22 protein-coding genes are annotated in these 21807 nt (G+C 54.1%); 20 read left to right on the top strand and 2 right to left on the bottom strand.

What is annotated here, in order from left to right:
- Window positions 1-3 precede the first annotated feature (3 nt).
- The 4 genes from pxpB to nei are packed head-to-tail and all read left to right on the top strand — an operon-like array spanning window position 4 to window position 3119.
- Window positions 4-660: a 5-oxoprolinase subunit PxpB gene (gene pxpB / locus O9K67_RS17240; RefSeq protein ID WP_061494483.1), complete on the top strand. Its 657-nt coding sequence runs from the start codon at window positions 4-6 to the stop codon at window positions 658-660.
- Complete coding sequence (gene pxpC, locus O9K67_RS17235; protein WP_061494484.1) at window positions 654-1586, top strand: 5-oxoprolinase subunit PxpC; 933 nt, start codon at window positions 654-656, stop codon at window positions 1584-1586. The genes pxpB and pxpC overlap by 7 nt, the downstream gene beginning before the upstream one ends.
- Window positions 1576-2313 carry a 5-oxoprolinase subunit PxpA gene (gene pxpA, locus O9K67_RS17230; protein WP_061494485.1) on the top strand — a complete coding sequence of 246 codons (738 nt, stop codon included), beginning with the start codon at window positions 1576-1578 and terminating at the stop codon, window positions 2311-2313. The genes pxpC and pxpA overlap by 11 nt, the downstream gene beginning before the upstream one ends.
- 14 nt (window positions 2314-2327) lie before the next feature.
- On the top strand, window positions 2328-3119 hold the full coding sequence (nei, locus tag O9K67_RS17225) for an endonuclease VIII (protein ID WP_061494486.1): 792 nt from the start codon (window positions 2328-2330) through the stop codon (window positions 3117-3119).
- 49 nt (window positions 3120-3168) lie between these two features.
- Here the strand turns inward: nei and O9K67_RS17220 are convergent, their stop codons facing one another.
- Together O9K67_RS17220 and O9K67_RS24840 are read right to left on the bottom strand one after the other, a co-directional pair.
- Window positions 3169-4455 carry a citrate synthase gene (locus tag O9K67_RS17220; RefSeq protein WP_061494487.1) on the bottom strand — a complete coding sequence of 429 codons (1287 nt, stop codon included), beginning with the start codon at window positions 4453-4455 and terminating at the stop codon, window positions 3169-3171.
- Window positions 4456-4659: 204 nt separating this feature from the next.
- Window positions 4660-4713, bottom strand: coding sequence for a hypothetical protein (locus tag O9K67_RS24840; protein ID WP_456298818.1), 54 nt, complete (start codon window positions 4711-4713; stop codon window positions 4660-4662).
- Window positions 4714-5092: 379 nt separating this feature from the next.
- Here O9K67_RS24840 and sdhC point away from each other — a divergent pair, with 379 nt between their 5' ends.
- From sdhC to tolA, 16 genes are all read left to right on the top strand, one after another.
- Complete coding sequence (gene sdhC, locus O9K67_RS17215) at window positions 5093-5497, top strand: succinate dehydrogenase cytochrome b556 subunit (RefSeq protein ID WP_061494488.1); 405 nt, start codon at window positions 5093-5095, stop codon at window positions 5495-5497.
- Window positions 5491-5838: a succinate dehydrogenase membrane anchor subunit gene (sdhD, locus tag O9K67_RS17210; RefSeq protein WP_061494489.1), complete on the top strand. Its 348-nt coding sequence runs from the start codon at window positions 5491-5493 to the stop codon at window positions 5836-5838. The genes sdhC and sdhD overlap by 7 nt, the downstream gene beginning before the upstream one ends.
- Window positions 5838-7604, top strand: coding sequence for a succinate dehydrogenase flavoprotein subunit (gene sdhA / locus O9K67_RS17205; RefSeq protein ID WP_061494490.1), 1767 nt, complete (start codon window positions 5838-5840; stop codon window positions 7602-7604). The genes sdhD and sdhA overlap by 1 nt, the downstream gene beginning before the upstream one ends.
- Window positions 7605-7619: 15 nt before the next feature.
- Window positions 7620-8336 carry a succinate dehydrogenase iron-sulfur subunit SdhB gene (gene sdhB / locus O9K67_RS17200; RefSeq protein WP_061494491.1) on the top strand — a complete coding sequence of 239 codons (717 nt, stop codon included), beginning with the start codon at window positions 7620-7622 and terminating at the stop codon, window positions 8334-8336.
- A gap of 372 nt (window positions 8337-8708) precedes the next feature.
- Window positions 8709-11516 carry a 2-oxoglutarate dehydrogenase E1 component gene (sucA, locus tag O9K67_RS17195; protein ID WP_061494492.1) on the top strand — a complete coding sequence of 936 codons (2808 nt, stop codon included), beginning with the start codon at window positions 8709-8711 and terminating at the stop codon, window positions 11514-11516.
- Between the two features lie 14 nt (window positions 11517-11530).
- On the top strand, window positions 11531-12757 hold the full coding sequence (gene odhB / locus O9K67_RS17190; RefSeq protein WP_061494493.1) for a 2-oxoglutarate dehydrogenase complex dihydrolipoyllysine-residue succinyltransferase: 1227 nt from the start codon (window positions 11531-11533) through the stop codon (window positions 12755-12757).
- Window positions 12758-12857: 100 nt separating this feature from the next.
- Window positions 12858-14024, top strand: coding sequence for an ADP-forming succinate--CoA ligase subunit beta (sucC, locus tag O9K67_RS17185; RefSeq protein WP_061494494.1), 1167 nt, complete (start codon window positions 12858-12860; stop codon window positions 14022-14024).
- Window positions 14024-14893: a succinate--CoA ligase subunit alpha gene (sucD, locus tag O9K67_RS17180; RefSeq protein ID WP_061494495.1), complete on the top strand. Its 870-nt coding sequence runs from the start codon at window positions 14024-14026 to the stop codon at window positions 14891-14893. The genes sucC and sucD overlap by 1 nt, the downstream gene beginning before the upstream one ends.
- A gap of 715 nt (window positions 14894-15608) precedes the next feature.
- Entirely contained in the window at window positions 15609-17177 is a 1569-nt protein-coding gene (cydA, locus tag O9K67_RS17175; protein ID WP_061494496.1) for a cytochrome ubiquinol oxidase subunit I, read from the top strand.
- Window positions 17178-17192: 15 nt separating this feature from the next.
- A complete protein-coding gene (cydB, locus tag O9K67_RS17170; protein WP_061494497.1) occupies window positions 17193-18332 on the top strand; it encodes a cytochrome d ubiquinol oxidase subunit II in 1140 nt (379 codons plus the stop codon).
- Between the two features lie 14 nt (window positions 18333-18346).
- Complete coding sequence (cydX, locus tag O9K67_RS17165) at window positions 18347-18460, top strand: cytochrome bd-I oxidase subunit CydX (RefSeq protein WP_004100325.1); 114 nt, start codon at window positions 18347-18349, stop codon at window positions 18458-18460.
- Window positions 18460-18753 carry a cyd operon protein YbgE gene (gene ybgE / locus O9K67_RS17160; protein WP_061494498.1) on the top strand — a complete coding sequence of 98 codons (294 nt, stop codon included), beginning with the start codon at window positions 18460-18462 and terminating at the stop codon, window positions 18751-18753. Before cydX ends, ybgE begins: the two co-directional genes overlap by 1 nt.
- Before the next feature lie 148 nt (window positions 18754-18901).
- Window positions 18902-19306, top strand: coding sequence for a tol-pal system-associated acyl-CoA thioesterase (gene ybgC, locus O9K67_RS17155; protein ID WP_061494499.1), 405 nt, complete (start codon window positions 18902-18904; stop codon window positions 19304-19306).
- A complete protein-coding gene (tolQ, locus tag O9K67_RS17150) occupies window positions 19303-19995 on the top strand; it encodes a Tol-Pal system protein TolQ (protein ID WP_088237114.1) in 693 nt (230 codons plus the stop codon). Before ybgC ends, tolQ begins: the two co-directional genes overlap by 4 nt.
- A gap of 3 nt (window positions 19996-19998) precedes the next feature.
- The gene (gene tolR / locus O9K67_RS17145) at window positions 19999-20427 is read left to right on the top strand and encodes a colicin uptake protein TolR (protein ID WP_061494500.1); all 429 of its coding nucleotides are present in this window, start codon (window positions 19999-20001) and stop codon (window positions 20425-20427) included.
- Between the two features lie 39 nt (window positions 20428-20466).
- Complete coding sequence (tolA, locus tag O9K67_RS17140; RefSeq protein WP_061494501.1) at window positions 20467-21699, top strand: cell envelope integrity protein TolA; 1233 nt, start codon at window positions 20467-20469, stop codon at window positions 21697-21699.
- Window positions 21700-21807: the final 108 nt, after the last annotated feature.

Below are 21807 nucleotides of genomic sequence, written 5' to 3'. Positions count from 1 at the left end.
CAGGTGCAGCGAGCACGTTGTTATTTGTTAGGTGAAACCGCGGTGGTGCTGGAACTGGAACCGCCCGTTACACTGGCCACGCAAAAGCGGATTTGGCGGCTGACGCAGCGTCTGGCTGACATGCCTGATGTGGTGGAAGCCATTCCGGGAATGAATAACATTACGGTGGTATTGCGCGATCCCGACGTGCTGGCGCTGGATGCCCTTGAACGTTTACAGCGCTGGTGGGAAGAGAGTGACGCGCTGGAGCCAGCGTCTCGCGCGGTTGAGATCCCGGTGTTGTACGGCGGCGAGGCCGGGCCGGATCTCGACGCGGTAGCGCGACACTGTGCGATGACGCCAAAGCAGGTAGTCGAACTGCACGCCTCGATTGATTATGTGGTGTGGTTTTTAGGTTTTCAGCCCGGATTCCCATATCTTGGCGGCATGCCGGAAGCACTGGCGACGCCGCGTCGCGCCAATCCTCGTGTGCGAGTGCCGGCCGGTTCTGTGGGGATTGGCGGCGCGCAAACCGGCATTTACCCGCTGGAAACGCCCGGCGGCTGGAACCTGATTGGGCGCACTGATCTGGCACTATTCAATCCGCACTTACCGGAGCCGACATTGTTACGTCCTGGCGATCGGCTCCGCTTTATTCCCCTTAAGGACGGCGTATGTTGAAGGTTATTCGTTCCGGGATTTACACCACGTTGCAGGGCGGCAAACGCACCGGGTTCCGCCAGGCGGGTATCAGCTATTGTGGGGCGCTGGATGAACCGGCGTTGCAGATAGCCAATGCGCTGGTGGGGAATTCGCCGGATGACGCCGCGCTGGAAATCACCCTCGGGCAGTGTGAAGTCGAATTCCGGCGCGATAGCTGGTTTGCACTGACTGGTGCGGGATGCGAGGCAACGTTAGACGGTAAGGCGGTGTGGACCGGTTGGCGTTATGCGGTGAAGCGCGGGCAGCATCTGGTGCTGAAAAGACCGTTGCACGGTGTGCGCAGTTATCTGGCGGTGGCTGGTGGGTTCGCCGTTCCCGACGTCATGGGCTCGCGCAGTACCGATCTGAAAACCGCCATCGGCGGGCTGGAAGGGCGGCTGCTGCGTGATGGGGATACGTTGCCGATTGGCAAACCCCCCCGGCATTTTGCGGGTTCGCGTGGTGTGAAACAGCTTTTGTGGCACAACCGTATCCGTGCACTGCCTGGGCCGGAGTATCAGGAGTTTGATAAAGCCTCGCAAGAGGCGTTCTGGCGTTTGCCGTGGCAACTGAGTCCACAGAGTAACCGCATGGGGTATCGTTTGCAGGGACAACCGCTGGTGCGCACCACCGAGCGTGAACTGTTGTCGCATGGTTTGCTGCCCGGTGTGGTGCAGGTGCCAGCCAATGGTCAGCCTATCGTGTTGATGAATGATGCGCAGACCACCGGCGGCTACCCGCGCATTGCCTGCATTATCGACGCAGATATGTACCATCTGGCGCAAATCGCCCTTGGGCAGCCGGTACATTTCGTTCAGTGTTCGCTGGATGAAGCGCTGGCTGCACGTCGTGAGCAACATCGTTATCTTGAGCAACTGGCATGGCGGCTGAATCATGAAGATTGATCTGAATGCCGACCTCGGGGAAGGCTGTGCGAATGATGCTGCGCTGTTACAACTGGTTTCTTCCGCCAACATTGCCTGCGGTTTCCACGCCGGGGATGCGCAGACGATGCTGACTTGCGTGCGTGAAGCCGTACGTAATGGTGTCGCGGTGGGGGCTCACCCTTCGTTCCCGGACCGGGCGAACTTCGGTCGTACGGAGATGCAGCTCCCGCCGGAAGTGGTTTATGGGCAGATCCTGTACCAGACGGGGGCGCTGGCGGCGATGGTACGCGTCTGCGGGGCACAGCTTCACCATGTTAAACCCCACGGTATGCTGTATAACCAGGCGGTGGACGATGCCGTACTGGCAGATGCCATTGCCCGTGCGGTGTATGATCTTGACCCGGCGTTGGTGCTGGTGGGGCTGGCGGGAAGCGAGCTGATCCGCGCCGGGGAGCGCTACCACCTCGTCACGCGGCAGGAAGTGTTTGCCGACCGGGGGTATCGCCGCGATGGGCGTTTGGTGCCGCGTGGTGAGCCAGGCGCATTGATTGATGATGACGACCAGGCGCTGGAGCAAACCCTGGACATGGTGCTGGACGGTCGCGTGAAAAGCGTCAGTGGCGAGTATGCCCGCGTGCAGGCGCAAACCGTCTGTCTGCATGGCGATGGTGAACACGCATTGCAGTTTGCCCGCCGTTTACAGGCTGAATTCGCGCGGCGCGGCGTCGCCATTTCTGCCCATTAATTCAAGGAGTTTTTATGCCGGAAGGACCGGAGATCCGCCGGGCGGCAGACACGCTTGAAGCCGCCATCCAGGGCAAACCGTTAACCTATGCGTGGTTTGCGCTCCCTGCGCTGCAAACCCGTGCCGCCGGGCTGGTGGGGCAGCGTATCGAACGGATTGAAACGCGTGGCAAAGCGCTGTTGACACATTTTTCCGGTGGACTGACGCTGTACAGCCATAACCAGCTGTATGGTGTCTGGCGCGTGGCGGCGGCGGGAGAAATACCGCAAACGAATCGCGTGCTGCGAGTACGGTTAGAAACGGCGGATCGCGCCATTCTGCTGTACAGCGCATCGGATATCGCCTTACTGACGCCGGAGCAACTGGCGCAGCATCCGTTTTTACTGCGTGTCGGTCCGGATGTGCTCGACATGGCGCTTACCGCAGAGCAGGTGAAAGCGCGTCTTTTGTCGGCGCGTTTTCGCCGTCGCCAGTTTTCCGGTTTGCTGCTCGATCAGGCTTTTCTGGCGGGGCTGGGCAATTACCTGCGGGTGGAGATCCTCTGGGAGTGCGGTTTGGCACCGCAGCATAACGCTGCGCAACTGACCGATGAACAGGTGGATCTTCTGTCGCATACTCTGCTGGCTATTCCGCGCCTGTCATACCACACGCGCGGCGTGGTGGATGAAAATCGTCATCACGGCGCGTTATTCAGCTTTAAGGTGTTTCACCGGGCGGGCGAGCCGTGCGAGCGTTGTGGTGGGGTCATTGAAAAAACGACCTTGTCGTCACGGCCGTTTTACTGGTGTCCGGGATGCCAGCGTTAATTGCAATAAAAAACGCGCCAGTTGGCGCGTTTTTTTATGCGGGATCCCATCACCCTTTTTTCAGGTCTGAGGTGAACTCGCGTTTTTCGTAACCGGTATAGAGCTGACGCGGACGGGCAATTTTGATGCCGTCATCATGCATTTCATTCCAGTGTGCAATCCAACCTACGGTACGCGCCATCGCGAAGATCACGGTAAACATCGACGCCGGGATACCCATCGCTTTCAGGATGATACCGGAGTAGAAGTCAACGTTCGGATAGAGTTTGCGTTCGATAAAGTACGGATCGTTGAGCGCAATATGCTCAAGCTCCATCGCCACTTCCAGCAGATCGTCTTTGGTACCCAGTTCACGCAGCACTTCATGGCAGGTTTCACGCATTACGGTGGCGCGCGGGTCATAGTTTTTATAAACGCGATGACCGAAGCCCATCAGACGGAACGAGTCGTTCTTGTCTTTGGCGCGACGCAGGAATTCCGGAATGTGTTTCACGGAGCTGATCTCTTCCAGCATCCGCAGCGCGGCTTCGTTGGCGCCGCCGTGCGCAGGCCCCCACAGAGACGCAATGCCCGCAGCGATACAAGCGAACGGGTTAGCGCCGGAAGAACCCGCCGTACGGACGGTGGAGGTCGAGGCGTTTTGTTCGTGATCCGCATGCAGGATCAGGATACGGTCCATCGCGCGCTCAAGCACCGGGTTCACTTCATAAGGTTCACACGGCGTGGCAAACATCATATGCAGGAAGTTACCAGCGTAGGAGAGGTCATTGCGCGGATAGATAAAGGGCTGGCCGATGGAATATTTGTAACACATCGCCGCCACGGTAGGCATTTTGGACAGCAGACGGAACGCCGCAATTTCACGGTGGCGCGGATTATTCACATCCAGCGAGTCATGATAGAACGCCGCCAGCGCGCCGGTCACACCACAGAGTACTGCCATCGGATGGGAGTCGCGGCGGAAGCCGTGGAACAGACGGGTAATCTGTTCATGAATCATGGTGTGGCGGGTGACGGTCAGTTTAAATTCGTCGAACTGCGATTGCGTCGGTTTTTCACCGTACAACAGGATGTAGCTAACTTCGAGATAGTTAGATTCGGTAGCCAGTTGATCAATCGGGAAACCACGGTGCAGCAGGATGCCTTCATCACCATCAATAAAGGTGATTTTCGATTCGCATGATGCGGTAGAGGTAAAACCAGGGTCAAAAGTGAACACACCTTTTGAACCAAGACTACGGATATCAATAACATCCTGACCGAGCGTGCCTTTTAGCACATCCAGTTCAATAGCAGCGTCACCATTGTAGGTGATGTTTGCTTTTTTATCAGCCATTTACGGTCTCCTTAGCGCCTTATTGCTTAAGACTACTTCGTCACCGGATCTGCATTCATCTGCGCGTCAACGTTACCCGTTTGTTATTAGCTCGCTGCTCTGCGAAAGAGGAGATACCAGGGTACAGAGCGATGGGCGCGTGCAAGTACACATTGAAAATACAGCGAAACAACAGCAAATCAGTGTCTTAGCAATCCGAATTTATCAAACCTGTATACCACTAATAACTGTCCTGATTACTTCGGTCAATACCGTCACACTGTTACATAACTAAATCTCAGGTGAAAGATAGACCCCATAACTTTTACGAATTATAAGCCCTTTATGGCGTAGTTTGTAACAAGAATGTTTAACTTTTGTCAAATCAGATGATTAAAATTTAAAAAAATGTTGTTATCGTGATGAGCGTCACTGTTCTGCATAAAACCCAACAAACTATATGTAGGTTAATTGTAATGATTTTGTGAACGACCTATACTGCCGCCAGGTCTCCGGAATACCCTGCAATCCCGAGCCACCCAGCGTTGTAACCTGTCGTTTAGCATCTGGAAGCTAATTTTTTGCATGACGAGCAGTTATAGAAAAGGACGCTGTCTGACCCGCACGCAGACCGGAGGAAGGAAACTATAAGAATAGCATGTGGGCGTTATTCATGATAAAAAATGTGAAAAAACAAAGACCTGTCAATCTGGATCTGGCAACAATTCGGTTTCCTGTTACGGCTATAGCTTCCATTCTCCATCGCGTATCTGGCGTCATTACCTTTGTGGCGGTCGGTATTCTGCTGTGGTTGCTGGGCTTGTCGCTCTCATCTCAAGAAGGTTTTCTGACCGCCTCTGCCATTATGGGCAGCTTCTTTGTGAAATTCATTATCTGGGGCATCCTGACTGCGCTGGCTTATCACGCCGTCGGCGGTATTCGTCACATGTTAATGGACCTTGGCTGGCTGGAAGAAACCTTCGAAGCAGGAAAACGTTCCGCAAACCTTTCTTTTGTGATCACTGTCGTGCTTTCAATTCTCGCAGGAGTCCTCGTATGGTAAGCAACGCCTCCGCATTAGGACGCAACGGCGTACATGATTTTATTCTTGTCCGTGCTACCGCCATCGTCCTGACGTTATACATCATCTACATGGTCGGCTTTTTTGCCGTTACCGGCGATCTGACATGGGAAGTCTGGACCGGGTTTTTCTCCTCCGCCTTCACCAAAGTTTTCACCCTGCTGGCACTGTTATCGATTTTGATCCATGCCTGGATTGGCATGTGGCAGGTGTTGACCGACTACGTTAAACCGCTGGCTATTCGCCTGGTGCTGCAACTGGCGATTGTCGTTGCACTTGCGGCTTACGTGATTTATGGATTCGTTGTGGTGTGGGGTGTGTAATGAAACTGCCAGTCAGAGAATTTGATGCTGTTGTTATTGGCGCAGGTGGCGCAGGTATGCGTGCTGCGCTGCAAATTTCCCAGAGCGGGCAAACCTGTGCGCTGCTCTCTAAAGTCTTTCCAACCCGTTCCCACACCGTCTCCGCGCAGGGAGGTATTACCGTTGCGCTGGGCAATACCCATGAAGATAACTGGGAATGGCACATGTATGACACGGTAAAAGGTTCCGACTATATCGGGGACCAGGATGCCATTGAATATATGTGTAAAACCGGCCCGGAAGCGATTCTTGAGCTGGAGCATATGGGGTTGCCATTCTCCCGTCTTGAAGATGGCCGTATTTATCAGCGCCCGTTTGGCGGCCAGTCGAAAAATTTCGGTGGCGAACAAGCGGCACGCACAGCTGCTGCTGCGGACCGTACCGGGCACGCGCTGCTGCATACCCTTTATCAGCAAAACCTCAAAAACCACACGACGATTTTTTCCGAGTGGTATGCGCTGGATCTGGTGAAAAACCAGGATGGCGCCGTGGTCGGCTGTACCGCGCTGTGTATCGAAACCGGTGAAGTGGTTTACTTCAAAGCTCGCGCGACAGTGCTGGCGACCGGTGGCGCAGGCCGTATTTACCAGTCCACCACCAATGCGCATATCAACACCGGCGACGGTGTTGGTATGGCGCTGCGCGCAGGCGTACCGGTGCAGGACATGGAGATGTGGCAGTTCCACCCAACCGGTATCGCGGGCGCTGGTGTGCTGGTGACAGAAGGGTGCCGTGGTGAAGGCGGCTACCTGCTGAATAAACATGGCGAGCGTTTTATGGAACGCTATGCACCGAACGCGAAAGACCTTGCTGGTCGTGATGTGGTCGCACGTTCGATCATGATTGAAATCCGCGAAGGCCGTGGTTGCGATGGCCCGTGGGGACCGCACGCCAAGCTGAAACTCGATCACCTGGGTAAAGAGGTGCTGGAATCGCGTCTGCCGGGGATCCTGGAGCTGTCGCGTACGTTCGCCCATGTGGATCCGGTGAAAGAGCCGATCCCGGTGATCCCGACTTGCCACTATATGATGGGCGGTATTCCGACCAAAGTGACCGGCCAGGCGTTGACGGTGAATGAAAAAGGCGAAGACGTGGTAATCCCGGGGCTGTTCGCGGTGGGTGAGATCGCCTGCGTATCGGTACACGGCGCTAACCGTCTGGGTGGCAACTCACTGCTTGACCTGGTGGTATTTGGTCGTGCGGCGGGTCTGCATTTGCAAGAATCCATCGCCGAGCAGGGCACATTGCGTGATGCGGGCGAATCTGATGTTGAGGCTTCTCTGGAACGCCTTAACCGCTGGAACAACAACCGTGATGGTGAAGATCCGGTCACGATTCGCAAAGCGTTGCAGGAGTGCATGCAGCACAACTTCTCGGTCTTCCGTGAAGGCGATGCGATGGCGAAAGGGCTGGAGCAGTTGAAAGTGATCCGCGAGCGTTTGAAAAATGCCCGTCTGGACGATACCTCCACCGAGTTTAATACCCAGCGCGTAGAGTGCCTGGAGCTGGATAACCTGATGGAAACCGCGTATGCAACGGCGGTCTCTGCAAACTTCCGTACTGAGAGCCGTGGCGCGCATAGCCGCTTCGACTATCCGGATCGTGACGATGAAAACTGGCTGTGTCATTCCCTGTATCTGCCAGAAACGGAGTCTATGACGCGTCGTAGCGTCAATATGGAACCGAAACTGCGTCCGGCGTTCCCGCCGAAGATTCGTACTTATTAATGCGGAGACAGGATAATGAAACTCGAATTTTCAATTTATCGTTATAACCCGGACGTTGATGATGCTCCGCGCATGCAGGATTACACCCTGGAAGGTGAAGAAGGGCGTGACATGATGCTGCTGGATGCATTAATGCAGCTGAAAGAAAAGGATCCTACACTGTCGTTCCGCCGCTCCTGTCGTGAAGGGGTATGCGGTTCCGATGGTCTGAACATGAACGGCAAAAACGGCCTGGCATGTATCACGCCCATTTCCGCGTTGGGTAACGGCAAGCAGAAGATCGTCATTCGCCCGCTGCCGGGGCTGCCGGTGATCCGTGATTTGGTGGTGGACATGGGGCAATTCTATGCCCAATATGAGAAGATTAAGCCTTACTTATTGAATAATGGGCAAAATCCTCCGGCGAGGGAACATCTGCAGGCGCCGGAGCAGCGTGAAAAACTCGATGGTTTGTATGAGTGTATCCTGTGTGCATGCTGTTCTACGTCTTGTCCGTCGTTCTGGTGGAACCCTGATAAGTTTATCGGCCCGGCAGGCTTGCTGGCTGCCTATCGTTTCCTTATCGATAGCCGCGATACCGAAACCGATAGCCGTCTGGAAGGGTTGAGCGATGCTTTCAGCGTATTCCGCTGCCACAGCATCATGAACTGCGTCAGTGTATGTCCTAAAGGGCTGAACCCGACGCGCGCCATCGGCCATATTAAGTCGATGTTGTTGCAACGCAGCGCATAAGTGAACGGTGCCGGATGGCGTTTACGCTTATCCGGCCTACGCTATTTGTAGGCCTGGTAAGCGCAGCGTCATCTGGCGACAGAGTAAGAAGCAGGAAATCTTTAAAAACCGCCACAGTAGACATAATCGAGATGTTTGGTGCGAGACAAGGCGGCAACTGAGCGCATCCCTGGGAGCATAGTCAACTATGTGACCAGGGTAAGCAAAGGCAGCCAACGCAGTCGCAGCCCAAACAGCGAAGATTAGGGCAGTTTTTAAAGGTTCCTTCGCGGGCCACCTAAGAGCCCGCAGTGAACCCTGGGACGTGCGCTAAGAAGTGTACGTCGTAGTTATCCACGGCGAAGTAAGCATAACAATGCTTAAGGGATCACGATGCAGAACGGCGCAATGAAAGCCTGGCTGGACTCTTCTTACCTCTCTGGGTCTAACCAGAGCTGGATAGAACAGCTCTATGAAGACTTCTTAACCGACCCTGACTCGGTAGATGCTAACTGGCGTTCCATGTTCCAGCAATTACCAGGCACCGGAGTCAAACCGGATCAATTCCATTCCAAAACACGTGATTATTTCCGTCAACTGGCGAAGGATGCCTCACGTTACTCTTCCTCTATTTCCGACCCTGACACCAATGCTAAGCAGGTCAAAGTCCTGCAACTGATCAACGCATACCGCTTCCGTGGTCACCAACACGCCAATCTTGATCCGCTGGGATTGTGGCAACAAGAGCGTGTTGCCGATCTCGACCCGGCGTATCACGATCTGACCGAAGCCGATTTCCAAAACACCTTTAATGTCGGTTCGTTTGCCATCGGCAAAGACACGATGCCACTGGGCGAGCTGATCCAGGCGCTGAAAGCGACCTATTGTGGTTCTATCGGCGCGGAATATATGCACATCACCAGCACGGAAGAGAAACGCTGGATCCAGCAGCGTATTGAATCGGCTGCCGGTAAATCCAGTTTCAGTGCGGAAGAGAAAAAACGTTTCTTAAGCGAGCTGACCGCAGCGGAAGGGCTGGAACGCTATCTGGGCGCAAAATTCCCGGGGGCGAAGCGTTTCTCGCTGGAAGGCGGCGATGCGCTGGTGCCGATGCTGAAAGAGATGATCCGCCATGCAGGCAATAGCGGTACGCGCGAAGTGGTGCTGGGTATGGCGCACCGTGGCCGTCTGAACGTGCTGATCAACGTACTGGGTAAGCAACCGCAGGATCTGTTCGACGAATTTGCCGGTAAACATAAAGAACACCTCGGTACGGGCGACGTGAAATACCATATGGGCTTCTCGTCTGACGTGGAAACGGAAGGCGGCCTGGTTCACCTGGCGCTGGCGTTTAACCCGTCTCATCTGGAGATTGTTAGCCCGGTGGTGATTGGCTCCGTACGCGCGCGTCTCGACCGCCTTGATGAACCGAGCAGCAATAAAGTACTGCCGATCACCATTCACGGTGATGCCGCCGTTGCGGGGCAGGGCGTGGTGCAGGAAACCCTGAACATGTCGAAAGCACGTGGCTACGAAGTGGGCGGCACCGTGCGTATCGTGATCAACAACCAGGTGGGTTTCACCACATCGAACCCGCTGGATGCGCGCTCCACACCGTACTGCACGGATATCGGTAAAATGGTACAGGCACCGATCTTCCACGTTAACGCGGACGATCCGGAGGCCGTTGCGTTCGTTACCCGCGTGGCGCTCGACTTCCGTAATACCTTCAAGCGCGATGTGTTTATCGATCTGGTGTGCTATCGCCGTCATGGCCATAACGAAGCCGATGAGCCGAGTGCAACGCAGCCGTTGATGTACCAGAAAATCAAAAAACACCCGACGCCGCGTAAGCTCTACGCTGACCGTCTGGAGCAGGAAAAAACCATCACTCTCGAAGACGCGACCGAGCTGGTTAACCTCTATCGTGACAAGCTGGATGCCGGCGAGTGCGTGGTGGATGAGTGGCGTCCGATGAATATGCACTCCTTTACCTGGTCGCCGTATCTCAACCACGAGTGGGATGAGAGCTACCCGAACAAGGTAGACATGAAGCGTTTACAGGAGCTGGCAAAACGCATCAGCACGGTACCGGATGCGATCGAAATGCAGCCGCGCGTGGCAAAAATTTACAACGATCGTCAGTTGATGGCGAGCGGTGAAAAACTGTTCGACTGGGGCGGTGCGGAGATGCTGGCTTACGCTACGCTCGTGGATGAAGGCATTCCTATCCGTATTTCGGGTGAAGACTCCGGTCGTGGCACCTTCTTCCACCGTCATGCGGTCGTGCATAACCAGGCTAATGGTTCAACCTATACGCCGCTGTGCCACGTTCATAATGGACAAGGCCAGTTCCGCGTCTGGGATTCCGTGTTGTCTGAAGAAGCCGTACTGGCATTTGAATACGGCTACGCTACTGCGGAACCGCGTACTCTGACTATTTGGGAAGCGCAGTTTGGCGATTTCGCTAACGGTGCGCAGGTGGTGATTGACCAGTTCATCAGCTCCGGCGAACAGAAATGGGGCCGTATGTGTGGCCTGGTGATGTTACTGCCGCACGGTTACGAAGGGCAGGGGCCTGAGCACTCCTCCGCACGTCTGGAGCGTTATTTGCAGCTTTGCGCTGAGCAGAACATGCAGGTGTGCGTCCCGTCAACGCCAGCGCAGGTCTACCATATGCTGCGTCGTCAGGCGCTGCGCGGTATGCGCCGTCCGCTGGTGGTCATGTCGCCAAAATCGCTGCTGCGTCATCCGCAAGCGGTGTCTACGCTTGATGAACTGGCGAACGGCACCTTTATGCCAGCGATTGGTGAAGTTGACGATCTTGATCCGCAGGGCGTGAAGCGCGTTATCCTTTGTTCTGGTAAGGTTTATTATGATCTGCTGGAACAGCGTCGTAAAAATGACCAGAAGGATGTCGCGATTGTCCGTATCGAACAGCTTTACCCGTTCCCGCACCAGTCGGTGCAGGAAGCGCTGAAACCTTATGCTCACGTTCATGATTTTGTCTGGTGCCAGGAAGAGCCGCTCAACCAGGGCGCATGGTACTGCAGCCAGCATCATTTCCGTGAAGTGATTCCGTTTGGGGCGGCTCTGCGCTACGCAGGACGCCCGGCCTCCGCCTCTCCGGCGGTGGGATATCTGTCCGTTCACCAGAAACAGCAACAAGCTCTGGTAAATGACGCGCTGAACGTCGATTAAATAAAGGATAAATAATGAGTAGCGTAGATATTCTTGTTCCCGACCTGCCTGAGTCCGTTGCTGATGCGACTGTTGCAACCTGGCACAAAAAACCGGGCGATAGCGTCCAACGCGATGAAGTACTGGTAGAAATCGAGACTGACAAAGTGGTACTGGAAGTACCGGCGTCGGCGGACGGCATCCTGGATGCGGTACTGGAAGATGAGGGAACTACGGTTACCTCGCGTCAGATCCTGGGTCGCCTGCGTGAAGGCAACAGCTCTGGCAAAGAGAGCAGCGCCAAATCGGAAGCCAAAGAGTCTACCCCCGCGCAGCGCCAGCAGGCATCGCTGGAAGAGCAAACTAATGATGCATTGAGCCCGGCCATTCGTCGTCTGCTGGCTGAACACAACCTTGAAGCCAGTGCGATCACCGGCTCCGGCGTGGGCGGCCGTATCACTCGTGAAGATGTGGAAAAACATCTGGCGAAAGCCCCGGCGAAGAAAGAAGAGAGTAAACCGGCTGCTGCTCCGGTCAGCGCTCCGGCACCGCAACTGGCTGGCCGCACCGAAAAACGCGTGCCGATGACCCGTCTGCGTAAACGCGTGGCTGAGCGTCTGCTGGAAGCGAAAAACTCCACCGCGATGCTGACCACCTTTAACGAAGTCAACATGAAACCCATCATGGATCTGCGTAAGCAGTACGGTGACGCGTTCGAGAAACGTCACGGTATCCGTCTGGGCTTTATGTCGTTCTACGTGAAAGCCGTGGTTGAAGCGCTGAAACGCTACCCGGAAGTGAACGCATCCATTGATGGCGATGATGTTGTGTATCACAACTATTTCGACGTCAGTATGGCGGTCTCTACGCCGCGTGGCCTGGTAACGCCGGTGCTGCGTGATGTGGATACGCTGGGTATGGCGGACATCGAGAAGAAAATCAAAGAGCTGGCGGTGAAAGGCCGCGATGGCAAACTGACCGTTGAGGACCTGACTGGCGGTAACTTCACCATTACCAACGGCGGTGTGTTTGGCTCCCTGATGTCTACGCCGATTATCAACCCGCCGCAGAGCGCAATCCTCGGCATGCATGCCATCAAAGATCGCCCGATGGCGGTGGATGGCAAGGTTGAAATCCTGCCAATGATGTACCTGGCGCTCTCTTACGATCACCGCCTGATTGATGGCCGCGAATCCGTTGGCTTCCTGGTGGCGATTAAAGAGTTGCTGGAAGATCCAACGCGTCTGCTGCTGGACGTGTAGTGTCCTTTGCCCGGTGACATGTTCACCGGGTTTATAACGAACACCTGCTTTGTAAGCCGTCATCCGGCGTGACAAATTAAATGAAGGATGGATAGAACACATGAACTTACACGAGTATCAGGCGAAACAGCTTTTTGCCCGGTCAGGCCTGCCGACTCCGGTTGGTTACGCCTGCAATACCCCGCGTGAAGCAGAAGAAGCGGCCTCCAAAATCGGCGCTGGCCCCTGGGTTGTAAAATGCCAGGTCCATGCGGGTGGCCGTGGTAAAGCGGGCGGCGTAAAAGTCGTCAACAGCAAAGAAGATATTCGCGCATTTGCGGAAAACTGGCTGGGTAAACGCCTGGTAACCTACCAAACAGACGCGAATGGCCAGCCGGTCAACCAGATTCTGGTGGAAGCGGCGACCGATATCGGTAAAGAGCTGTATCTGGGTGCGGTTGTTGACCGTAGCTCCCGTCGTGTGGTGTTCATGGCTTCAACAGAAGGTGGCGTGGAAATCGAGAAAGTGGCGGAAGAGACCCCGCACCTGATCCACAAAACGACGATTGATCCGCTGACCGGTCCGATGCCGTATCAGGGCCGTGAGCTGGCGTTCAAACTGGGTCTGGAAGGCAAACAGGTTCAGCAGTTCACCAAAATTTTCATGGGCCTGGCGACCATTTTCCTTGAGCGCGACCTGGCGTTGATTGAAATCAACCCGTTGGTTATCACCAAACAGGGTGACCTGATTTGCCTCGATGGCAAACTGGGTGCTGATGGCAACGCACTGTTCCGCCAGCCGGAACTGCGCGAAATGCGCGACCAGTCGCAGGAAGACCCGCGTGAAGCACAGGCGGCGCACTGGGAACTGAACTACGTCGCGCTGGATGGCAACATCGGCTGCATGGTTAACGGCGCGGGCCTGGCCATGGGCACCATGGATATCGTTAAACTGCACGGCGGCGAACCGGCAAACTTCCTCGACGTGGGTGGCGGTGCGACGAAAGAGCGCGTTACCGAAGCGTTTAAAATCATCCTCTCTGATGAGAACGTAAAAGCGGTGCTGGTGAACATTTTCGGCGGCATTGTGCGTTGCGACCTGATTGCCGACGGCATTATCGGTGCGGTTGAAGAGGTTGGCGTAAATGTACCTGTCGTTGTGCGTCTGGAAGGCAACAACGCTGAGCTGGGCGCAAAACGTCTGGCGGACAGTGGTCTGAATATTATTGCAGCGAAAAGTCTGACGGATGCAGCACAGCAGGTTGTTGCCGCAGTGGAGGGGAAATAATGTCTGTTTTGATTGATAAGAACACCAAAGTGATCTGCCAGGGTTTCACCGGTAGCCAGGGAACTTTCCACTCCGAGCAGGCCATCGCTTATGGTACGCAGATGGTTGGCGGTGTAACGCCGGGTAAAGGCGGCACCACGCATCTGGGGTTACCCGTATTTAACACCGTGCGCGAAGCCGTTGAAGCCACCGGCGCAACCGCGAGTGTGATTTACGTTCCGGCGCCGTTCTGTAAAGACTCGATCCTCGAAGCTATCGATGCGGGCATCAAACTGATCATCACCATTACTGAAGGCATCCCGACGCTGGATATGCTGACGGTGAAAGTGAAACTGGATGAAGCTGGCGTACGTATGATTGGGCCGAACTGCCCGGGTGTGATCACCCCAGGCGAGTGCAAAATCGGCATTATGCCAGGCCACATTCACCAGCCGGGGAAAGTGGGCATTGTTTCCCGCTCCGGTACGCTGACCTATGAAGCGGTAAAACAGACCACAGATTACGGCTTCGGCCAGTCTACCTGTGTCGGCATCGGCGGTGACCCGATCCCGGGCTCCAACTTTATCGATATCCTGAAACTCTTCCAGGACGATCCGCAGACGGAAGCCATCGTTATGATCGGTGAAATCGGTGGTAGTGCGGAAGAAGAAGCGGCTGCGTATATCAAAGATCACGTGACCAAACCGGTTGTTGGCTACATTGCGGGTGTCACCGCGCCGAAAGGCAAGCGTATGGGCCACGCAGGGGCGATCATCGCAGGGGGGAAAGGCACGGCAGATGAGAAATTTGCTGCGCTGGAAGCCGCAGGCGTGAAAACCGTTCGCAGCCTGGCGGACATCGGCGAAGCGCTGAAATCGGTTATTAAGTAAAATCTATAGCTCCCTTTAGGGAGCAGAAAATCCATTTCGACATGGTTGGCCGCTCCCGTAGCGGCCTTTTTTGCATGATAATGACAGTGTGCTTTTTCAAATAATCACTTCGTGTTGTTAAGTATGTTAATTAAATAAGTGAAATAATTGTGAAATCAGCACGAAGGTGAATAAATGGAAGGTTCATTATTCCATGAAATAACACCTGAGATGTTTCATTATCCCTTTCTGACAAACGTTAAATTACCTCGCCAATATTTATCTTTATTCGCCTATTGATAACCATTAATGACGTTAAAATGAACATGTCATTAACATGATTTTTACGGCGCAGACACGATATATACAAAATTAACAGAGCGAGATAATATTGATTTAAATCAATATTTAAAAGCTTGGAAAAAACATCAAAAATCGTTAAATTGTCGCCGATCAAATTGGATGAAAAGTGGTAAATTCGCTATAAATTGATCACTGTCGAAAAACGTAAAACAAAGGCAATAAAAACCTTTTTATTGTAAGGGTTTTGCGGAGTAATATATTCGAGAGATCAATTAGATTTTTTTCTTAACCTGGTTGTAACTTGTTTCATTCATCGTCCACGCTTTTCAGGATGGTGATTAAAAGGGTGCAACAAATTTGTATTGGGGCATGCGTGTGAACCTCACCTTGGGGTTTACTCTCGGAGTCTTCATGCGATGAGCAAGGAGTCATGATGTTAGATATAGTCGAACTGTCGCGCTTACAGTTTGCCTTGACCGCGATGTACCACTTCCTGTTTGTGCCACTGACGCTCGGTATGGCGTTCCTGCTGGCCATTATGGAAACGGTCTACGTCCTTTCCGGCAAACAGATTTATAAAGATATGACCAAGTTCTGGGGCAAGTTGTTTGGTATCAACTTCGCACTGGGCGTGGCAACCGGTCTGACTATGGAGTTCCAGTTCGGGACTAACTGGTCTTACTATTCTCACTATGTTGGGGATATCTTCGGTGCGCCGCTGGCCATTGAAGGTCTGATGGCCTTCTTCCTCGAATCCACATTTGTAGGTCTGTTCTTCTTCGGTTGGGATCGTCTGGGCAAAGTGCAGCATATGGCAGTGACCTGGCTGGTCGCACTTGGCTCCAACTTGTCCGCGTTGTGGATCCTGGTCGCCAACGGCTGGATGCAGAACCCTGTCGCCTCTGATTTCAACTTTGAAACCATGCGCATGGAAATGGTGAGCTTTGCCGAACTGGTGCTTAACCCGGTTGCACAGGTGAAATTTGTTCACACTGTGGCTTCGGGCTACACCTGTGGCGCCATCTTTATCCTGGGTATTAGCTCCTACTACCTGCTGCGTGGTCGCGACATCGCATTTGCTAAGCGCTCCTTTGCTATCGCAGCCAGCTTCGGTATGGCGGCAGTGCTGTCCGTTATCGTACTGGGTGACGAATCCGGTTATGAAATGGGCGACGTGCAGAAAACCAAACTGGCCGCTATCGAAGCTGAATGGGAAACCCAGCCAGCGCCGGCAGCCTTTACGCTGTTTGGTCTTCCTGACCAGGATAAGCAAGAAAACAAATTCGCTATCCAGATCCCTTATGCGTTGGGGATTATTGCCACTCGTTCGGTAGATACCCCGGTCATTGGTCTGAAAGATCTGATGGTGCAGCATGAAGAACGCATCCGTAACGGTATGAAAGCGTACCAGTTGCTGGAGCAACTGCGTGCCGGCACGACCGATCAGGCCGTTCGCGATCAGTTCAATAACGTGAAGAAAGACCTCGGTTATGGTCTGTTACTGAAACGCTATACCCCGAACGTGACTGACGCGACTGATGCGCAGATCCAGCAGGCAACCAAGGATTCTATCCCCCGTGTTGCACCGCTCTATTTCGCCTTCCGCCTGATGGTGGCATGTGGCGTACTGATGCTGCTGATTATCGGTATCTCGTTCTGGACCGTGATTCGTAACCGCATCGGTGAGAAAAAATGGCTCCTGCGCGCGGCGCTGTACGGTATTCCGCTGCCTTGGATCGCCATCGAAGCAGGCTGGTTTGTGGCCGAGTATGGTCGTCAGCCATGGGCGATTGGTGAGGTTCTGCCGACCGCTGTCGCTAACTCGTCGTTAACCGTTGGCGATCTGCTGTTCTCAATGATTCTGATTTGCGGCCTCTATACGCTGTTTATGGTGGCGGAAGTGTTCCTGATGTTCAAATTTGCTCGCCTTGGGCCGAGCAGCCTGAAAACAGGTCGCTATCACTACGAGCAGTCCACCGTGGCTTCTCAGCCGGCACGCTAAGACAGGAGTCGTCAAATGATTGATTATGAAGTATTGCGTTTTATCTGGTGGCTGCTGGTCGGCATTCTGCTGATTGGCTTTGCGGTCACCGACGGCTTCGACATGGGCGTGGGCATGTTGACCCGCATCCTGGGTCGTGGCGACACCGAACGCCGTGTGATGATTAACTCCATTGCACCGCACTGGGACGGCAACCAGGTATGGCTTATCACCGCAGGCGGCGCGCTGTTTGCCGCCTGGCCGATGGTTTACGCTGCGGCTTTCTCCGGTTTCTATGTGGCGATGATCCTCGTACTGGCGTCATTGTTCTTCCGTCCGGTCGGTTTTGATTACCGTTCGAAGATTGAAGACAATCGCTGGCGCGGCATGTGGGACTGGGGCATTTTCATTGGTAGCTTCGTGCCGCCACTGGTGATTGGCGTGGCGTTTGGCAACTTGCTGCAAGGCGTGCCGTTCCACCTCGATAACGATATGCGCCTGTTCTATACCGGTAACTTCTTCCAGCTGCTGAACCCGTTTGGTCTGCTGGCTGGTGTGGTGAGCGTGGCGATGATTCTGACGCAGGGGGCAACCTATCTGCAAATGCGTACCGTGGGCGAACTGCATTTACGTGTGCGCGCAACGTCGCAGATTGCCGCACTGGTTACGCTGGTTTGCTTCGCACTGGCTGGGGTTTGGGTGATTTACGGCATTGACGGTTATGTGGTGACCTCTGCCATCGATCATCATGCCGCCTCTAACCCGCTGAAAAAAGAAGTGGCGTTGCAGGCTGGTGCATGGCTGACCAACTTTAAAGCTGCACCTGTGCTGTGGCTGGTGCCAGCGCTGGGTGTTGTGTTGCCGCTGCTGACGGTGCTGACTGCGCGTCTGGATAAAGCCGCCTGGGCGTTTGTGTTCTCTTCACTGACGCTGGCATGCATCATCCTGACTGCGGGCATTGCGATGTTCCCGTTCATCATGCCGTCAAGCACGATGCTGAATGCGAGCCTGACCATGTGGGATGCGACATCCACTCAGATGACGTTGAACCTGATGACCTATGTGGCGCTGGTGTTCGTGCCGATCGTTCTGCTCTACACCATCTGGTGTTACTGGAAAATGTTCGGTCGTATCACCAAAGAACACATTGAAAGCAATACCCACTCTATGTACTAAGTAAGGAGCAGAATATGTGGTATTTCGCATGGATTTTAGGAACGCTTCTTGCCTGTGCTTTTGGAGTAATTACCGCGCTGGCGCTGGAACACGTTGAAGCGACCAAAGCCGGGAAAGAAGAACATTGATGGATAACATTATCGCAAAACTGTATGCGGTAATGGATAAGGGCCCGTTTCGGGCCCTTTCCTTAGTGATGGCATTACTGCTGGCGGGCTGCATTTTTTGGGATCCTTCACGATTCGCGGCCAAAACCAGCGAACTGGAAATCTGGCACGGGCTGCTATTGATATGGGCAGTGTGCGCCGGGGTGATCCACGGTGTGGGTTTTCGCCCACGCGCGATTCACTGGCAGGGGATTTTCTGCCCGCTGATTGCCGATCTGGTATTACTGGCTGGTTTATTTTTTTTCTTCTTTTGAGTAAGAAATATCCGCTATCCTCATGGGCTTGCAAAAGCCCATAAATTTTTACTCTCCGTTTACTTGAACCCATTCCAAAGCATCTTCCCCGCGCGTATAGTAGCGAAGTTTAAAAGCTCTAACTTTTTTTGCATTACCGGGATGTAAAGTGAATACAACGCTGTTTCGATGGCCGGTTCGGGTCTACTACGAAGACACCGACGCCGGTGGCATGGTTTACCACGCCAGCTACGTTGCTTTTTATGAAAGAGCCCGCACTGAGATGCTGCGCCACCATCACTTTAGCCAACAGGCTCTGCTGGCTGAGCGCGTCGCCTTCGTGGTACGCAAAATGACGCTGGAGTATTTTGCACCCGCCAGACTCGACGACATGCTCGAAGTCCAAACGGAAGTTACATCAATGCGCGGTACCTCAATGGTTTTCGTGCAGCGGATCGTCAACGCAGAGAACAAAGTGCTGAACGAAGCTGAAGTGCTGATTGTCTGTGTTGATCCACTCTTAATGAAGCCTCGTGCGCTTCCCAAGTCTATTGTCGCGGAGTTTAAGCAGTGACTGACATGAACATCCTTGATTTGTTCCTGAAGGCTAGCCTTCTGGTCAAACTTATCATGTTGATTTTGATTGGTTTTTCAATCGCATCCTGGGCTATCATCATCCAGAGAACACGTATCCTCAACGCAGCAGGGCGCGAAGCCGAAGCGTTCGAAGACAAGTTCTGGTCCGGCATTGAATTGTCCCGTCTTTATCAGGAAAGCCAGGGCCGCCGGGATAATCTGAGCGGTTCGGAACAAATCTTCTATAGCGGGTTCAAAGAGTTTGCTCGCTTGCACCGCGCTAACAGTCATGCGCCGGAGGCCATTGTCGAAGGTGCCTCGCGCGCGATGCGTATTTCAATGAACCGCGAGCTGGAAAATCTGGAAAACCACATTCCTTTCCTTGGCACTGTCGGTTCTATCAGCCCTTATATTGGTCTGTTTGGTACCGTGTGGGGGATCATGCACGCCTTTATCGCACTGGGTGCGGTGAAACAGGCGACGTTGCAGATGGTCGCGCCGGGTATCGCCGAAGCATTGATCGCAACGGCTATTGGTCTGTTTGCGGCCATTCCGGCGGTTATGGCGTACAACCGCCTGAACCAGCGCGTGAACAAGCTGGAACTGAATTACGACAACTTTATGGAAGAGTTCACGGCTATTCTGCATCGCCAGGCATTTGCCAGCAGCGACAGCAACAAGGAGTAAGCCATGGCCAGATCGCGTGGACGGGGCAGTCGTGGCCTCAAGTCCGAAATCAACATTGTACCGTTGCTGGACGTGTTGCTGGTGCTGTTGCTGATTTTTATGGCGACGGCACCGATTATCACGCAAAGCGTTGAGGTCGATCTGCCGGATGCGACACAGTCGCAGACGGTCAGCACCAACGATGATCCTCCGGTCATTATTGAGGTTTCCGGTGTCGGGCAATACAGCGTGGTGGTAGAGAAAGATCGTATGGATCAGCTACCGCCAGAGCAGGTGATTGCAGAGGCGCAGCGACGCCTGCAATCCAATCCGAAAACCGTGTTCTTGATCGGCGGCGCTAAAGACGTGCCGTACGATGAAATCATTAAAGCGCTGAACCTGTTACATAGCGCGGGTGTGAAGTCGGTCGGCTTGATGACGCAGCCTATCTGATCACCGGCATAACAGGCGGACAGTTTTTGGGAACCGAGAGTGTCAAAGGCAACCGTACAAAACGACAAGCTTAAGCGAGCGATAATCATTTCTGCAGTGCTACACGTGATTTTGGTGGCGCTGCTGATCTGGAGTTCGTTCGATGAGCATATTGATGCTTCTGCGGGCGGCGGTGGCGGTTCAGCAATAGACGCGGTGATGGTCGATCCGGGCGCTGTTGTTGATAATTACAATCGCCAACAGCAGCAGCAAGCCAGTGCGCAACGAGCCAAAGAACAGCGTGAAAAACAGGCGCAACAGCAGGCGGAAGAGCTGCGTGAAAAGCAGGCCGCCGAGCAGGAGCGTCTGAAACAGCTGGAGCAGGAGCGTTTGCAGGCGCAGGAAGCGGCGCGCGAACAGGCCGAACAGCAGAAGCAGGCTGAGGAAGCCGCGAAGAAAGCGCAGCAGCAGCAGAAACAGGCTGAAGAAGCGGCGGCGAAAGCGGCTGCCGATGCGAAAGCGAAAGCGGAAGCCCAGGCTAAAGCAGCGGAAGAAGCCGCGAAAAAAGCCGCAGCCGACGCACAGAAAAAAGCGGAAGCCGAAGCGGCTAAAGCGGCTGCTGATGCGAAGAAAAAGGCAGAGGCAGAGGCTGCGAAGAAAGCCCAGGCTGACGCCGAGAAGAAAGCGCAGGCGGAAGCGGCTAAACAGGCCGCGGCTGAAAAAGCAGCAGCAGAAAAAGCCGCTGCGGCAGAGAAGGCCGCTGCAGCGAAAGCGGCAGCCGCTGAAAAGGCAGCCGCTGAGAAGAAAGCCGCCGCCGAAAAAGCAGCTGCTGATAAAAAAGCAGCAGCAGAGAAGGCCGCTGCCGCCAAGAAAGCCGCCGCAGAGAAAGCCGCGGCTGCTGAAGGCGTGGACGATCTGTTTGGCGATTTAAGTTCCGGTAAGAATGCGCCGAAAACGGGCGGAGGTGCGAAAGGAAACAGCGCGTCGCCAGCCGGTTCGGGTAACACTAAGAATAACGGCGCTTCCGGCGCGGATATCAGTAACTACGCAGGGCAGATTAAATCGGCGATTGAAAGCCGCTTCTATGATGCTTCCTCCTATGCGGGGAAAACCTGTACATTACGCGTCAAGCTGGCGCCTGATGGCATGCTGTTAGATATTCAGTCGGAAGGTGGCGATCCGGCACTTTGCCAGGCTGCGCTTGCTGCAGCAAAACAGGCAAAAATGCCGAAGCCGCCGAGCCAGGCAGTGTATGAAGTGTTCAAAAATGCGCCGCTGGACTTCAAACCTTAAGGTACACTTTCCCTCGCAGCCTGCGAGGGGAAATCGTGCGAAGGGTGTCCTGACGCGGGTAGTTTTGTCTTATTGAGTTTGTTAAAATTCTGCTAAATTATCGCGGGT

Origin of the sequence: Kosakonia oryzendophytica (assembly GCF_027886705.1) — a bacterium.
In the GTDB taxonomy this organism is placed as follows: domain Bacteria; phylum Pseudomonadota; class Gammaproteobacteria; order Enterobacterales; family Enterobacteriaceae; genus Kosakonia; species Kosakonia oryzendophytica.
The sequence above is the reverse complement of the archived record's forward strand: the minus strand, read 5'-3'. Positions and strand labels throughout refer to the sequence as shown.

Excerpts from the sequence above, each read along its gene's own strand:
- pxpC (WP_061494484.1), top strand. The coding sequence starts at position 654 with ATGTTGAAGGTTATTCGTTCCGGGATTTACACCACGTTGCAGGGCGGC.
- pxpA (WP_061494485.1), top strand. The coding sequence starts at position 1,576 with ATGAAGATTGATCTGAATGCCGACCTCGGGGAAGGCTGTGCGAATGAT.
- nei (WP_061494486.1), top strand. The coding sequence starts at position 2,328 with ATGCCGGAAGGACCGGAGATCCGCCGGGCGGCAGACACGCTTGAAGCC.
- O9K67_RS17220 (WP_061494487.1), bottom strand. The coding sequence starts at position 4,455 with ATGGCTGATAAAAAAGCAAACATCACCTACAATGGTGACGCTGCTATT.
- sdhC (WP_061494488.1), top strand. The coding sequence starts at position 5,093 with ATGTGGGCGTTATTCATGATAAAAAATGTGAAAAAACAAAGACCTGTC.
- sdhD (WP_061494489.1), top strand. The coding sequence starts at position 5,491 with ATGGTAAGCAACGCCTCCGCATTAGGACGCAACGGCGTACATGATTTT.
- sdhA (WP_061494490.1), top strand. The coding sequence starts at position 5,838 with ATGAAACTGCCAGTCAGAGAATTTGATGCTGTTGTTATTGGCGCAGGT.
- sdhB (WP_061494491.1), top strand. The coding sequence starts at position 7,620 with ATGAAACTCGAATTTTCAATTTATCGTTATAACCCGGACGTTGATGAT.
- sucA (WP_061494492.1), top strand. The coding sequence starts at position 8,709 with ATGCAGAACGGCGCAATGAAAGCCTGGCTGGACTCTTCTTACCTCTCT.
- odhB (WP_061494493.1), top strand. The coding sequence starts at position 11,531 with ATGAGTAGCGTAGATATTCTTGTTCCCGACCTGCCTGAGTCCGTTGCT.
- sucC (WP_061494494.1), top strand. The coding sequence starts at position 12,858 with ATGAACTTACACGAGTATCAGGCGAAACAGCTTTTTGCCCGGTCAGGC.
- sucD (WP_061494495.1), top strand. The coding sequence starts at position 14,024 with ATGTCTGTTTTGATTGATAAGAACACCAAAGTGATCTGCCAGGGTTTC.
- cydA (WP_061494496.1), top strand. The coding sequence starts at position 15,609 with ATGTTAGATATAGTCGAACTGTCGCGCTTACAGTTTGCCTTGACCGCG.
- cydB (WP_061494497.1), top strand. The coding sequence starts at position 17,193 with ATGATTGATTATGAAGTATTGCGTTTTATCTGGTGGCTGCTGGTCGGC.
- cydX (WP_004100325.1), top strand. The coding sequence starts at position 18,347 with ATGTGGTATTTCGCATGGATTTTAGGAACGCTTCTTGCCTGTGCTTTT.
- ybgE (WP_061494498.1), top strand. The coding sequence starts at position 18,460 with ATGGATAACATTATCGCAAAACTGTATGCGGTAATGGATAAGGGCCCG.
- tolR (WP_061494500.1), top strand. The coding sequence starts at position 19,999 with ATGGCCAGATCGCGTGGACGGGGCAGTCGTGGCCTCAAGTCCGAAATC.